At 66.2% G+C, this 14389-nt stretch carries 10 protein-coding genes and 1 pseudogene; 3 read left to right on the top strand and 8 right to left on the bottom strand.

Annotated elements, in window-relative coordinates:
• Position 1 precedes the first annotated feature (1 nt).
• The gene (gene drmB, locus AAW14_RS02730) at positions 2-1861 is read left to right on the top strand and encodes a DUF1998 domain-containing protein (protein WP_265559442.1); all 1860 of its coding nucleotides are present in this window, start codon (positions 2-4) and stop codon (positions 1859-1861) included.
• A gap of 155 nt (positions 1862-2016) precedes the next feature.
• Here drmB and AAW14_RS02725 read toward each other — a convergent pair whose 3' ends face one another.
• Positions 2017-3123: a DNA cytosine methyltransferase gene (locus AAW14_RS02725; RefSeq protein WP_265559440.1), complete on the bottom strand. Its 1107-nt coding sequence runs from the start codon at positions 3121-3123 to the stop codon at positions 2017-2019.
• A 136-nt stretch (positions 3124-3259) separates the two neighbouring features.
• Between AAW14_RS02725 and AAW14_RS39410 the strand changes: the two are divergent.
• Positions 3260-3407 (top strand): annotated as a pseudogene (locus AAW14_RS39410) (IS5/IS1182 family transposase); the annotation flags it as partial.
• A 102-nt stretch (positions 3408-3509) separates the two neighbouring features.
• Here the strand turns inward: AAW14_RS39410 and AAW14_RS02720 are convergent.
• Together AAW14_RS02720 and AAW14_RS39690 are read right to left on the bottom strand one after the other, a co-directional pair.
• Positions 3510-3647: a hypothetical protein gene (locus AAW14_RS02720; protein WP_265559438.1), complete on the bottom strand. Its 138-nt coding sequence runs from the start codon at positions 3645-3647 to the stop codon at positions 3510-3512.
• Positions 3644-4189 carry a helix-turn-helix domain-containing protein gene (locus AAW14_RS39690; RefSeq protein WP_416223249.1) on the bottom strand — a complete coding sequence of 182 codons (546 nt, stop codon included), beginning with the start codon at positions 4187-4189 and terminating at the stop codon, positions 3644-3646. Before AAW14_RS39690 ends, AAW14_RS02720 begins: the two co-directional genes overlap by 4 nt.
• A gap of 6 nt (positions 4190-4195) precedes the next feature.
• On the opposite strand from AAW14_RS39690, the gene AAW14_RS39685 reads away from it, so the two are divergent.
• On the top strand, positions 4196-4594 hold the full coding sequence (locus tag AAW14_RS39685) for a DUF6602 domain-containing protein (protein ID WP_416223244.1): 399 nt from the start codon (positions 4196-4198) through the stop codon (positions 4592-4594).
• A 1305-nt stretch (positions 4595-5899) separates the two neighbouring features.
• On the opposite strand, the gene AAW14_RS39405 is transcribed toward AAW14_RS39685, so the two are convergent.
• Genes AAW14_RS39405 through AAW14_RS02685 form a run of 5 tightly spaced genes read right to left on the bottom strand, consistent with a single transcriptional unit; the run spans position 5900 to position 14217 of the window.
• Positions 5900-7747, bottom strand: a complete 1848-nt coding sequence (locus AAW14_RS39405) for a DNA cytosine methyltransferase (RefSeq protein WP_322741005.1) — start codon at positions 7745-7747, stop codon at positions 5900-5902.
• A complete protein-coding gene (locus AAW14_RS02700) occupies positions 7744-8643 on the bottom strand; it encodes a hypothetical protein (RefSeq protein WP_265559434.1) in 900 nt (299 codons plus the stop codon). The genes AAW14_RS39405 and AAW14_RS02700 overlap by 4 nt, the downstream gene beginning before the upstream one ends.
• On the bottom strand, positions 8640-10640 hold the full coding sequence (locus AAW14_RS02695) for a hypothetical protein (RefSeq protein WP_265559432.1): 2001 nt from the start codon (positions 10638-10640) through the stop codon (positions 8640-8642). The genes AAW14_RS02700 and AAW14_RS02695 overlap by 4 nt, the downstream gene beginning before the upstream one ends.
• On the bottom strand, positions 10637-11662 hold the full coding sequence (locus AAW14_RS02690) for a PD-(D/E)XK motif protein (protein WP_265559430.1): 1026 nt from the start codon (positions 11660-11662) through the stop codon (positions 10637-10639). The genes AAW14_RS02695 and AAW14_RS02690 overlap by 4 nt, the downstream gene beginning before the upstream one ends.
• Positions 11659-14217: a Z1 domain-containing protein gene (locus AAW14_RS02685; RefSeq protein ID WP_265559428.1), complete on the bottom strand. Its 2559-nt coding sequence runs from the start codon at positions 14215-14217 to the stop codon at positions 11659-11661. Before AAW14_RS02685 ends, AAW14_RS02690 begins: the two co-directional genes overlap by 4 nt.
• Positions 14218-14389: the final 172 nt, after the last annotated feature.

The following is a 14389-nucleotide window of genomic DNA, read 5'->3' as shown; positions in this document are numbered from 1 at the left end:
CATGCCTCGCAGAACCAACTCCGGCACTACCGGGACCGACGACGCCCGCAAACGCCCGTCCGTCGGCTCCGTCCGGCGTGCCCAGCAGATCACCACGTACGGCGTGGGTGGCCTGCTCGCTGTCGCCGACCAGTCGTACATCGTCAGCGGGCTGGACACCTGGGACGTCACGGGCGAGCCCGATCTCCGGGATCAGCGCCTGGAACCGATACTGCAGGTCAGCGGGTTCCGCCGCCCGCCCGCAGCCCGCGTCCCCACGGGACGCGGCGTCCGCGTGCGTCGTTTTCCCGACACGTACTCGTGCCCTGAATGCAAGGCCCTCAAGGCATTCCGCCACCTCAGCGCAGGGCCGGACAGCAATCGTTGTGCCCGGTGCTCGACCCTGCTGGTGCCCTCGCGCTTCATGGTGGCCTGCGAGGACGGACACCTCGACGAATTTCCCTACTGGGCTTGGGTCCACGCCGACCCGGAGCGCAAGAGCGGTGCCCCCACCTCGTGCTCGCGGGCCACCGCTGAACTGACTCTGGAGACCGACGGCCGCACGTCCAGTCTCCGCAGCGTCGTGATCATCTGCAGCTGTGGGAAGAAGGCATCGATGGACGGTGCCTTCGGTGAGAAGGCCCTCGTCCGCCGGGGCCTTCGCTGCCATGGTACCCGCCCATGGCTGGGGCGCGACGCAGCGGAGCGCGATTGCAGTCGGCCTCCGCAAACCCTCCAGCGAGGATCCTCGGCAGCCTGGTTCGCCGAACTGCGCTCGGCTTTGTCGATCCCCCCGTGGCACACGGAGCTGATGGAGCTCGTCGAGGCAGACCGCAAACACCTCGTCGGCAAGAGCGACGAGCGCATCGCGGAGTTCGCAGAGGACGAAGGCTGGCTGAGGCCCGGCGGATTCTCCCTTTCACAGGTGCTGCGCACAGTCCGAACGCTTGAGAACGCAAACCGGCCCGAGCCAACGCCCGACGACGAGGACGAGATCCGGTTCGCCGCCGGCGAGTTGCTCCGGCAGGAGGAGTACGAACAGCTCCGCAAGGTCACCGAGGACACGCCCGAGAACAAACATTTCGTCTGTGAGCCCCCCAAAGACCGAGGCCCGTCCGACATTCCAGGCGTCGGCCATGTGATGCAGGTCAAACGCCTCCGCGAGGTTCGGGCCCTGACCGGCTTCACCCGCATCCGCCCTTCGCAGGGCTCGAAGGCCGACCGGGCTCGTGTTGGCAGTCTGAGCAAGAATCCGGACCTCGGCTGGCTCCCGGCGATCGATGTCGTCGGCGAGGGCGTCTTCCTCACCCTGGACCAGACGCGACTCCGGCAATGGGAGTCGGCGGTGCACCCCACCGAATCCGACCGGATCCGGCGCATGCGGGCCGCTCACGAGGCCATGCTCCGGGAGCAGGGGTGGGAGAAGCCCCACTCGCCGCTGACGTCACGCTTCGTCCTTCTTCACACGCTCGCTCACGTGCTGATCAACGAATGGAGCCTCGACTGCGGCTATCCCGCGGCGTCCCTGCGGGAACGGCTGTACGTCAACGACGAGATGTGCGGTGTCCTCCTCTACACCGCGACGAGCGACTCGGCAGGCAGCCTGGGCGGCATCGTCGCGCGAGGGGAGATCGCACAGCTGTCCAGGAGCCTCTTGTCCGCCCTGGAACGTGCTTCCTGGTGCTCGTCCGACCCACTGTGCATGGAGGCCGACGCCAACGGTGTCAACGGGCTCAACCTTGCGGCCTGTCACGCATGTGTCCTGCTGCCCGAGACCAGCTGCGAGATGAACAACACGTTCCTCGATCGTGCGCACCTTGTCGGGGCGCACGACGAGGGCTTCCTCGGCTATTTCGACCCGTGGTCCACCTTGGGCGGATGAACCCCGCGCTCGCGCTCATCCGCGTCCTGCGCGAGCCGACGGCGCGGGTCCTGCACCCGAACGCATGACGTCGTGGCGCTGCCTACGCGGGTGGTACCACGCAGACGGAGAAGCAGGGGCAGGCCTCCCTCCCCGATGGAGAACTAATCCGCCTCTCACCGACGCCAGGTCAGAGGCCTCTCCAGCGCACTGTTCAGTTCGGCATCGAGGCCCAACGCTGCGGCCAGGATGTGCATGCCGAAGCGCGGCGGAACAGCGTTGCCGATCTGTTGTGCGATGACGCTGCGCGCGCCGGGTGCGCTTCCGTCGTCGCCGTTACGGCGTCGCCACGGATAGTCCGCCGGGAAGGTCTGCAGCTGTCCCAGCTCGGCCAAGCCGAATTCGCCGAGCTTGTGTTCACCCCATACCAGTTTGTTCCGTGACCCCTTGCCAGTGACCGTGGCCGACGGCTGATCGTGACGCCGCCGCCCCCGGGCCTTGGGATCGCCCCCTGTGCCGTAGTTGGACACCACCTCGAACGGACCTCGGCGAGCCAGCACCATGCCCATGGTGACCCATTCCTTCAGCGCCGGATCACCGGCGTCACGAGGAATGCTTCTCCTGTAGGGCCGGTGGGTGGGCTCAGGCAGCTTCGGCTGCTCCGGCAGGAGTGCTCCCGGTCCCTTCCATCGCGCGATCATGATCGCCCTCCGGCGCGTCTGCGGCACGCCGTACTGCTCGGTTCGCAGTATGTCCGGCTCGGCAACGCTGTAGCCCTTTTCCGAGAGAATACCGGCGAACACCTTCCATACCGGAAGCACGGCCGGTACTTGCTCGAGAACGATCGCCTGGTAGGGCTGCCTTCCTCTGAGCAACGCCTCAAGAACCCACCGAAGGGGCTCGAGCACCAAGCCGGTGCGCTCGTCACTCAGGTGTTTCAGTTCCTCGCCGATCGATGCGAAGTCTTCGACGATCTCGACTTCGGCGTACCGTTCGGCGAACTTCGTCACCTCGTGCAGCGCAGCACGCCCCTCCCCGTTGCCAGCTACAGTGAAGGTCTGGCAGGGCGGGCCGCCGACGAGTACGTTCGCCTCGGAATAGTCCTCGGGCCCGAGCTCCCGCACGTCCCCGCAGTGTGTGGGCAGATCCGCGGCAACGCGAGTGGCGCACGCATCCTGGTCCCACTCGATCCCTTCGACGACCTTGATGCCCAGGTTTCGAGCGGCCACGTCGAATCCGCCCGGGCCGGCGAAGAGATCGAGGATCTTGAAGGTGTCGGACACGCGCAATCCTTGCAGGGCGAGGAGGGGACAGGCTGGCTTTCCTCGCCGCTCCCCTGGTCAGGGCATGGAACAGCCCCCATGGTAGCCGGCAAGGCGGCCTGTGAGAGCCGCCTTCGACTGCCATAGCACAAGACGAACCGCGCTCGCCGCAGTCCGGGCCGGTCGAGCACGCCTTGGCGCACCTGAAGAACTGGCGCGTGCTCGACAAGGTCCGTACCGACCCGGCATGGGCGACCGCCCTGGTGAGGGCCCTGCTGGTCCTGATGAACCACGAAGTCTCCCGCTGGCCGACGATCTTCACCGAAGTCATCCACCCACGACCAGCACGAGGATCGAGAACCCCGCGCATACCAGACCGTGACCTGCAACTTCACGATGCACACTGCTCAATGTCCGGGGGCCTGGCGGCCGAAGGCCTCGGCGGGGCGGTCGTGGATCGAGCGCATGCCGACGATGCGGGCGCCCTTGGAGGCGTCGGGCCTGCTGCAGGGCCCGAGGACGGTACGACGGCTGGGCAGCGTCACGTCCAGGCAGGCGAGCTCGCCCTTGGGCAGTGCGTAGATCCAGATGTAGACGGCCTCGTGGAGATTGTTTCCCCGCCAGCCGGGAGCGAGCCTTCCATGAGGGCCAAACTCGCGTCTGTGGCCTCGAGTTTCAAACGGCCCGCAATTTTCAAACGGCCCGCAATCTGGTTCGTTGTCCGCCCGTACCGCAGGTCCGCCAGCATCCGCTCCCGCAGAACCAAGTTCCTGTCCAACAATTGCTGTTGAGGTCGCCGGCACCGCTGAGCAGCCCGGTGGTGGGCGGTCGAGGCCCGGTAGCCGCGAGTAGAGGAGTTACGTTCCAGCTCCCGACTGACCACGGACGGGGCCCGACCGATCCGCCGGGCGATCTCCCGCACTCCCTCGTTCCGGGCGCGGCCGACCGCGATCTCCTCACGCTCCTCGAGGGCGACGGTCTCCGCACTGCCACGAGCAGCCCTTCTCACCTGCACTGCTGCTTCGAGGCTATGACACCGCCGACCCCTGTTCCGCTGCCTAGCTAGATCCCGAATGTGGTCTAACATCGAGGCATGTCACAAGAGGCGCTGGCAATTATGCTACGTTCGGTCGCTAAGCGAATGAGGGCCGATTTCGACCGGTCGAAAGTTCTCAACCACAACGGTGAAGCAGGAACTTCGAGAGAGGTTTTGGTTCGCGACTTTCTTTCATCCTGCTTGCCGGCGCATGTGCAAGCAATCCATAACGCGGAGATCGTTGCAAGCGACGGTGGCGTGTCGCGACAGTGTGATGTTGTAGTTGTCAATCGGGAGACGCCCCCCTCTCACGTCGTTGGATGGATATCGAGTAATCCTAACGAGTGTATCTACGGGCTGGTCGAAGTGAAGACCAACTTGACTCGCAAAGATCTTCTAGACTCCTGCGAAAAGATCAGAAATGCTCGGCGATTTGAGCAAGACCGCATATCTTAGGGTGCCGGGCCCTATCATGCGAACGACAAGCGCCTATGGCCGCACTCACGACCATTTCCTAACTTCTGGAATCGTGGTCGCATTTGACGGGTTGAACCTGCAAACCCTGGGTGATCACCTTGTTGAGTGGTGCAAGGAGCGTCCCGTTTGGGAGTGGCCAGACAGTATCTGGGTCCTTGGAAAGGGGGCACTTCAGTGGAGGAATGCAACGAGTGGGTTGCTGGATCGGACGCCTTCACCCGGGGCTCACCTAGTACAGGTAGACGCTCCAGAGGGTGAAGATGTCCTACTGCCTCTGGCGCGCCATCTGAACATCCAATTCTCCGAGGCGTGGATGCATCCGGTTGACCTGGTGCCCTACGCCGGTAAGGCTGTGCTGGGCACAGCGGTTAGAGAATGGACTGTCCTGTAATGGGTCGGTACTCGTGAAGGCAGCGAATCGCTTATAGAGATCTCTCGAAATCTCCATTCTTAGTGCGGTAGACCAACGATGTCTCGTGGTCCTTCAGTAGTCCCTCGATGTCCCTATCAGGGCGTCCAGGCAGAAGGACTACGGTGTCGGGCCCATATTGACGGTCGCGCTGCCTGACATACCTGCGGTAGTCCAGTAGTCACCCAAGGGCTGTCCTCACAGAATCACGGTCGCTCGCGCCTTGTGCTTCGTACAGAACGTGGTCTGTTGCATCGAACAGGTCAGTTCGTAGGGTCGAGGGGAGAAATGCCGCGCTGCGGGCTTCCGCCGAAAACCGCGTGAATCTCAGCGCGAGTCCGGATTTGTCCAGGAAGGATCACGTGACCGTCAGTCATCCCGCCAGCTTAGATCTTGGCAGTGACAGCCCGCCTGCGTTTGTGGTGGCGCAGGTTGCCAGCGCGGTTCGCCTCTCGCGCAGGCCAGCGCCCAGGGCGATTTCAAAGTCTGAGTGATCTTGCAAGTGTGCAGGTCACGACAACGTGACGATGTCTGCGGGCTGCGCAACGCAGCTCCGTTGTGGAGGTGACCTAAGTCGCCTTCGCCCAACGGAGCTTCGATGTGCCGTCAGTCTGCCACCGTCTGCCTGACCAAGTCGCCCAGTCGTCAGCATCGGCCTCCGGAGCTTCGCCATCAACCAGCTCCGTGCCGCCAGCCACAGCAACATCGCGGCCGAATTACGGGAGATGGCCCTCCGCCCCTTCAAGCGACCGCTGACCCTCCTCGGACTCAGCTGACCAGCACCAACCCAAGATCATCAGACTTTGCAATAGCTGCGCCCCGTCCGTGCCATAAAGCAGGCCTATACATCTGAACAGAATTCCCGACTCGGAACACTAGCCGCGCAACGCCGCCGCGATGGCCCGTCCCACTGCAGCGGCCAGGGGCGGGGGCATGGCGTGACCGACCTGACGGTATCTGGAGGTCTTGCCGCCGAAGAAGCGCCAGTCCTCCGGGATCGCCTGGATCAGCGCAGCCTGGTCGACGGTGAGCTTCGGTTGTTCATCGGCCGGGAAGTCGATGTCCGGCGGGGCGTCGGCGAGGCTGTTGCCATTCACACCGAGCGCGGCCCACGCCTTCTTGCTTCCGGTCGGACCCAGGTCGGCCCCACCGCGCCGGTCGGAGCCTCCGACGAGAGCGGGACCAACGCGGTCGGCTCCCTTGATCCAGCGTTCTGCACCGGTCCAGCCGTTTGCGGACATGGAAGGGCCGAGGACCTGACCGACGGTGGGTGACGGCAGCTCCTCGGGCTCGGGCCAGGAGAGGCGGGAGAAGTAAGGTTCCTGGAGGGCGACGAGGAAGCCGCTCCTGCGGTTCTGGGGTACGCCGAAGTCCGCCGCGTTCAGCACCTTCCAGGCCGAGCGGAACCCCGCCTCCTGGAGTTCGGCCTCGATCCATGAGCGGTCGGCGTCGAAGTCCGGGCTCTCGACAAGGTCAGGGACGTTCTCCAGCAGCACCGCCTTGGGGCCGATGCCCCGTACCAGGGCTATCGCGGCCCTGAGGACCTTGCGCTCCTCCGTGTCCTCGGCCCGAGCGACAGTCGCCATGGACTTCACACGTGGGAGGCCGGCGCTGAGAAGGTCGACTCCGATCGTCTCCGGGCGCTGGTCGGGGCGGAACTGCACGATGTCCATGCAGACGACGTCCCATTCTGGCCGGTTGAGATCGATCGTGAAGCAGGCATCAGCCTTGCTGTCGATGAGCAGTACCGGGTCGAAGCCGGCCCGCTCGAGACCCAAAGCCTGTGCTCCTGCGCCAGCGCAGATCTCGAGCGATGTGAACTGCCGTGCGTCGACGGATAGCGCAGATGGAGCGGCTGGGAGGGTGGGGGGCTCGGCCTCCTGTCGCGCGGATGTCGATGGCTCGCCGGCCTCAGCGGGGCGGATTGTTCCGTGCGCGGGGAGAGCGGCCTGGTCTCCCCCGGGTGCGTCGGCGCGGCGTTGAGCGTCGACGGATTCCTGGGCGACGGCGCGCAGTTCGTCGTCCAGGGCGTCCCCCTCGATGCCGTCGAAGAGGACGAAGGGGGCAAGGCGGAGCAGTCGTTTGAGGAAGTCGCGGAGGGTCTCACGTTCGCTGAGTCCGGTGAGGTCGAGGTCCTTCCAGACCCGAAGGATGGCCCGGACCAGGTGTGGGCTGCCGCCGAGGGCGGCCCGCCGGGCATAGATCTGGTCGAAGGCGGCCTCACCGAGAATCTTGAGGGCACTGTAGGGCTCGGGGTCGTCGGAGGACCGTACGAGCTGGGCGCGCCACCACAGTCGGCCGAAGACGTGGCGGGTGAGGTCGGTGCCCAGGATACGGTCCTGGGGAGGTTTGGGGTAGCGCCAGAAGGCGACGTCCGGGATCAGGACAAGGGCGAGGAAGGCCCAGACGTCGCGGGAGGCGGCCTCGGCCGGCACCATACCCATCTCGGCATGCAGCAGGGCAGCGACCTGGAGGTCGAACTCGGCGTTGCGGGCGCGGTCGGAGTCGTCGGGGAATCCTGCGCGCTTGGCGAGGTCGACGACGCCGGTTCGCAGTTCCCGGAGCTGCTGGGCGGAAATTCGGTCCCCGCCGGTGGCCACGTAGACCGCCGATTCGTGGGACAGGGCGACGCGACCGGCAAGCTCGGCGACGGCGAGGTGCCGGTACTCCTCGAAGAGTGGTCTCGCCTGCTCGGCGAGCAGCCGAGGATAGAGGAAGCTCATCGGGACACCTCGAAGATCTTGACCGCTGCCTGCACATCGGAGGCGAACAGAGCTGGTGACTTACGTTGGCGCAGGCGGATGTCGGTGATCGGCTGTCCCGGGAACAGCTGGTGAAAGAGATTCAGCAGGGTGGCGCCGAGTGAACCGTCGGGGAAGTCGGCGTCCTCCGTGAAATCGTCGTGGCCGAGGGCGTGTTCGACCATGACCCGGGCGGCGTCGGCGTACACCGCGGAGAGCACGAGCCGATCAATTGGACGGGGCTTGGCCGCGTTCTCGAATGCAGTGGTGGTGACAGAGTTCCGCTCGTTGACCAGCAGGAGCAGGGATCCCATGGTGGCGCTGTCCAGACCGCCACTGATCTGCAGGTGCCAGGCAGCGTTGTCGGGGAAGGAGGTCAGAGCGAAGTCGATCACGGCCATGGGGAACTGGGGCGCGTCGCCCTGGAGGCGCAGCGACTCCCGGTCGCTCCACAGCACGGAGCCGGCCCGGCGGGGTGAGGACGGGCGGGCATCGCGGCGGCGCTCGGCCAGGACGAGAGCGGTGTCGAGGAGGAGGAGGCCGCCCAGGTCGGCTCCGCGCAGCAGGACGTCGATTTCCGTGGTGATCGTGCCGTCGTCGGTCAGGCGTGCGTGGTTCGCCGGCCCGCTAAGGTTGGACCCGGTGGCTGTCCACACGACGGCAAGGGCGAGTGCCGCGTCCGCTGGGAGGCCGGACTGCGCACGGGCCCGGTCCAGGTCGACGCGGACGGTCCTGCGCAGATGCAGGTCCATGTGGTAGTCCCAGTCCGGCAGGGCCTCGGGCATGGCGGCCTCTCCGTCCTCGGTCACGAGCAGCCATGGCTCGGCGGCGACGACGTCCTCGGAAGGGGAGCGGTACGGAAGTACGCGCCGGGTCACTGGCTGCTCACCGCCCCGACCTTGATGTCGATCTCGGTCATTGTGTCCGGTGCCGGGCGTACGAGGACGCGCCAGAGGGAGTCCCCGCCCTCGATCTCGCACGACTCGGTCGTGTGGAGGTCCCCGGCATCGTCCTCCCACCCGACGAGAGTGGGCATGCTCGCGCCCATGGGTGGATCCGTCTCGCGGCCGTTGGCACCGGGGAGTGTTACGGCGAGTTCTATCCGAACTCGCTGAGGTCCGGGGACGGGGAGCCGGAATTCCTGGACGAGCACCGTGTCGTCGTCCCGGTCGTCGTAGTAGGGCTCTCCGACATACTGGACGCGTGGCCGTCGACGTGCCGTGACGGCGGCACCGTTCGTCAATTCATCGGTGAACGAGTGCTGGTCGTCGGTGGAATCACCGGGCCTGGCTGCTTCAGCGCCGGCGGTCCGATCTGTACCGAGTCCACGGTTCGGGGTGGGGCGGCCCGAGGTGGCGCCGCCTGGGCCCTGCTGCTCGTCGTCGGGACCCTGAGGGCGAGAACGTACGGCCGTGCTGCCGGGCTTGGCGTAGGCGGTGGCCCCGCCGATTCCCCAGGCTCCGCCCACGAGCCCGGAGAAGAGGGAACTGGCCGCGCCGAGCGCTACGTGGCTGGCGCCGGGACGAGCGACGCCCCCGAGCGAGAGCAAGCCTTCCAGCGCTTCGTCGATGCGCCGGAATGTCGTGTGCACGAAGGTGCTCTCCGGCCTGTCGAGTGACTGCGGGTGCCAGGCGTCGTGCGTTGGCGGCTCGGCCTTGGCGTAGATCTCGTCCATGGCCTCGTCCGCGCGGAAGACTCCGGCGTAGCCCTGGCTGGCGCTCGGCGGCTTCGGTCCGGACCGGTAGGTGACGACGAGCTCCGCGGGGCGCATCAGGCACACGTGATGGACGAGGTCCTCGATGTCGACCATCCGCGAGGCGCGGGTCGGCTCCAGGGGCGGCATGATCCGCTTGACCAGTCCGAGGCGCCCGAGATGGCGCTTCGGCTTGAAGCACTGGAGGTCGCTGCCGGCCGGGCCGGTCATCGTCTCGTAACTCGCGACGAACATGTTGAGCGGCCGGGTCTCCCTGGGGTCCGGCACGTGGTGTTCAATGCCGTCACAGGTGACGGTGAAGCGCATGGCCGGAGGCTTGCCGTCCGTGGAGATCATCTTGGGCCAGAGGTGCCAGGCGATGGTGTCGGCCAGGTAGTCGGCTGCCGCGGCGGGCTCGAGTTCGTCCAGGTTCGGGTCGACGACGACGATGGTCGTCCCCGTCTCGTCGGGTCCGAAGGGCCTGAGTCCCAGGCGCCGCGCTGTGGTCTCCGCCTGCTGGCCGACCAAGGGTTCGACGACGTTGCCGGAGGTGTCGCCCCACCAGTGGCGGCCGGTGTAGCGGCGATCGCCCTGCGGCTCAGCGGCAACGTAGCTCTTCCAGAGGGTGCAGCCGATGATCCGGGTCTCGTGGCCGCCCTGCGGCGTCCGGCAGCGGGAGTGCACAAGGATCGTTCCGGGCCTGGACAGAAGGTAGAAGATGCCCTTGCCGAAGCCGTAGGTTCCGCCGCCCAGCGCGGTGTCGCGCGGTTCTCCGATGTTGCGGATGAAGGACACGAAGTCGCGATCGGGGCCGAGGGCGTTGTCCGCACGGGTGGGACCTCCCAGTCCTCGGGTGCCGCGGTCGGAGACGGCCAGGACCCGGACCGGGCCTCGCTTGAGCGTCTCGCGCAGCGGAAAGTGCTCCGGCCCCGAGGGAGCGCCCTCGAGGAGCGGTTCGCGCCATGCGGCGGCGTGTGCCGGGCCGACCGTCCACATGTCCACGCGGTAGTCGATCGGGCCGGGTGATGGCGTGAGTCGGGCGTCCCAGCTGTTCTGGGCGGACTCGCGCACCAGAATGGTGAGCAGGTCGAGCTCGGGGCGTCCGAGCTGGTTGCGGATGCCCTCGGCCGCGCTCGCGCCTTCCGGCGGATAGGGCTGGGAGAACCAGCGGGGCTCCGTCACACGGACTCCTGGATCATGCTGTCGATCATCTGGGAAACCTGGTCGGGCGGAAGGGGGGCGGGGATCGCGCCGGACAGGTCGATGGTGTATTCGACGTCCAGCACCGACACCGGGACGCCTGCCGCGGTGAGGGCCCGGGCCGTCAACCCGGGGAAGTGGGCGTCGACGCCGTACCACCTCTCCTCGGCAATCGCGAACCGCACGTCCTGGTAGTGGTCGGCATCGGCAGGGTGGTAGCGGGCCCGCGCGAGCAGGTCGAGCAGCGCGCTCTCGTCGTCGCAGAGCCGAAGTGCCTCTCCGACCGCCTCCGTGAAAGCGGTTCCGACACCGTTCGCGCCAGCGCGGTCCAGGCGGAACCAGACCAGGCAGAGTGTTCCGTGCTCCGGTGCCTCGAGTTGGTCGAGGCCGTGGATCCGTGGCCTTCGCCCTTCACTGCTGGCAGTCGTCTTCACCTCCACGGCACGCGTCCCGGCGAAGAAGTCGTGGCGGTACCCCTCGGGCCCGCACCAGAGCCGGTGGGCGCTCGGATCCTTGCGGAGAAGCCGGTTAAGTACCGTCAGCTCGCCGAAGAGTCCTGCGAGTTCGTCGGGTCCCAGTGGCTTGCCCTGTGTTCGGAACAGGGCCTTCCACCGATCGAGCACACGGTAGAGCGCCTTGACGGGGTTGTCGGGCAACTCCCTGGCCGCGCCGAGCACGTCGACGCACAGCTCCGTGAACAGATCGTCGAGGTCGTGCCGCAGGCAGGCGAGGTCGGCGTAGGTCTGGTAGGTCTTGGCGTCCTCCAGAGGACGCTTGCGCAACCGGAGCACTGGTCCGTCCAGCCCCTGGCGGACCTTGCGGTGTGTGGCTATCGGAACGAGGACGTGCCGGGATCCCTCGTGGTCGACAGCCAACGCCAACGGCCCGCTGTCGACGTCGACGGGCAGGTCGCAAACCCGCAGGCGTCGTTCCCCTGTGGCCGCCTCGGCCTGCAGCGCTGTCCACTGCTCCTCGACGAGACTGCGCAGCTCGTCGTCGTTCATCCGTCCTCGCCGTCGAGGAGGCTGTAGTCCTCGTCCTCGATCCCAACCCTGGACAGGTCGGCGGAGATGTAGCTCTCCACAGTGCTGTCCCCGTGCCGGGGTTCGGGGAAGACCAGGCCTACGCCGATGACGTGCTCCTCTGCATTCAGGGGTGCACGCAACTTCTTCGCGGGGCCTGGCTCGGAGACCTTGTCGATCGGGTAGAGGACCAGTAGGCCGGTGTCGGGGAGTTGCTTCCGACGCTCGTCCATGATGCCCTTCTCGGTCAGGTTGCCCACTTCCCCGATCAGGTCCACAGCGGCGTCCCGACGGCTCATCAGGGTCTTGATGTCGGCGAAGTCCGGGGTGGGGTTGGGGAGCTCGAGGCGGGCACGGTTGTTCCGCCCGACGCACACTCCGGGGGCGAAGGTGAAGTCGTCCCCCTTGGGGTTGCCGACGATCGCGACGTTCCATCGGCGCAGCGATTCGGCTGCGGTGACTCGCTTCCGGATGTACTGGATGATCAAGTCTGCGTCGTTCTCCGGCGACTTCTCGTGGAACTTGTAGCTCGACAGGAAGTCGATCACGATGTCGTGCGGCACGTCGCGGAAGACGTATCGACCCTCGGCCCCCCGTTCCTCGGACCGGACCGCGTTCGCCGCAGCGGACGCGACCAGATCGCGTGCGGCGGTGATGTTGTCGCTAAGCCAGTCGGCGTTCGTGTGGAAGTAGTGGGTCTGGACTCGCTTGCCGCCGTAGGACGAGGCCGCCACCACCGCATCGCGCATCTTGGCTGCAGCGGTCACGCGCAGGGCCGGGTGCGTGCGTAGGCGCACGGCGAAAGTCAGCGGAGTCTCGGACTCGGTCATGTAGATCTCGATGTCCCGACGCATCTCGGTCTCGACCGTGGCCAGGTGCCGGAACCACTCGGCCAGCTCGTCCGTCATCCAGATCCGCGGCAGGTCGGCGTAACCGTTGCGAAAGCCGAACCAACGCCCCATCTGCAGCAGCGTGTCGTACGCCGAGACAGAGCGGACGAAATAGCTGACCGACAGACCTTCGAGAGTCAGTCCTCGCGAAAGGGTGTTGCCGCCCACGGCGATGGCCACGACCGGACCGTTCTCGTAGTCGAGGCGGTCCTCGCTGCTGGAGTTGTCCATGATGATGCGGCAGCTGTCGAGTACCACGGGCAGCTCGGGCAACAGCTTCTCGAACTCCACCTTCGTCTCGCCGAAGTCTCCGGCCGGCACGCGCCTGGTCTCCTCGTCCCACAGATCACGCAGCCGCGAGAGGAAGTCGGCGTCCGCCGAGGACAAAGACTGCGTGGACCGGTCGCGCAGATGCTCCAGGGGTCTCTTGAAGCTGTTTTGCACGGCGGTGTTGACGCTGGTGTGGATCAGCATCGTGTTGTGCGGGTTGCCCGTCCCGCGTACCCGTCGGGCAGCGGTGACCAGCCAGAAGTAGTCAATCGCCCGGCGCAGAGTGTCAGTGATGACAGGTTCGAAGCCTTCGACGTCAGCCCTGGTCTCGGGGCGCACGGCCGGCACGTCGGCCTCGGGTACCGACCGGATCATGTCGTAGCCGTCGTCGACCTGCTCCGGGTCCTCGCCGTCGAGGGCATAGCGGCCGAAGAGGACCTCGGTGCCGAAGTGTCCCGCAGGCTTCGGGAGATTGACGACGAAATCCTTGGGATACAGATCCTGCGCGCTCGGGTCGATCAACAGGTTTGCGAAGGGGGAAGCCGTGTATCCGACATAGGCGGACCTCGGCAGGCGACTCATGATCTCAAGAATGAGCGGGTTGATCGACTTCGTCGCCACAGTGGCCTGGTCGGCCTCGTCGTCGATGATCAATGCGGGGCAGTCCTGGAGGTAGTCCGACGCCTTCTGGAGCCAGCCGGCCAGTTTGCGCAGCACCGTCGCGTTCTTCTTCACCACGCACAGCACGTGCGTCCGGTTGCTCCGCCCGAAGTACGAAGCCGGGTTCTCCTGCGGCGTAAAGTCCCTCTCGAGTCCGGTGAGCTGGGACCACCGCGAGGGGTTGGGTTCCACAAGCTGCTGCACAAGTCGAGCCTGAGTCTGGCGCCTGAGCCCGTTGTGGATTCCTGCCAGAACGATGAACAGCTTGTAGCCGCGGTCGGCCGCCTTGGCCATGACCGAGGTGAAGTTGGTCGTCTTGCCCGACTGGACGTAGCCAGCGACCAGGCCACGCGTCGAAAACGCCTTCTCCTTCGGGTGGTTCAGCAGCGAGACGACGCGGGTGGAGGAGTCGTCGAGGCTCCGGATCGCCGGGTCCTCGGGCCAGCCGTCCTTGCGTAGCAGGTCCACGATCGCAGGCCAGCACTTGTCTTTGGCCTGCGGCCCCGTGTACCAGGTGTTGCGACCGTCCAGAACAACGGCGTGCGGCTCCTCGAGCTCCCTGATCCGAATCGTCTGCTGCTCGTGCCGCTCCCGGATCCGTTCCACGATGTCCGGGCTGATGCCCAACTGCTCCAGCCGCTTGACCGCTTCCGAAGGGGGGAACGCATCCAGGAGCGCCTTGAACGTGTCGTACATTCCGTCGAGATCATCGGTCATGGCAGTCGACCGTTCCCCGCTTCCACTCTATGCACACAGCCGGACCATCGAGGGCACCCCGCCTCGGAGTACAGCTCACAGGCGGCAAGGGCCCCCCAGGCACGCACAACACGCTTCCTCGCACAATTCCCACACATTAGCCGTCGCGCTCAGGGCACAAGAGCAGAACGAG

This window comes from Streptomyces hygroscopicus (assembly GCF_026168105.1).
GTDB lineage: Bacteria > Actinomycetota > Actinomycetes > Streptomycetales > Streptomycetaceae > Streptomyces > Streptomyces hygroscopicus_D.
Note: the sequence above shows the minus strand (reverse complement) of the source record. Positions and strands in the feature narration are given on the sequence as shown.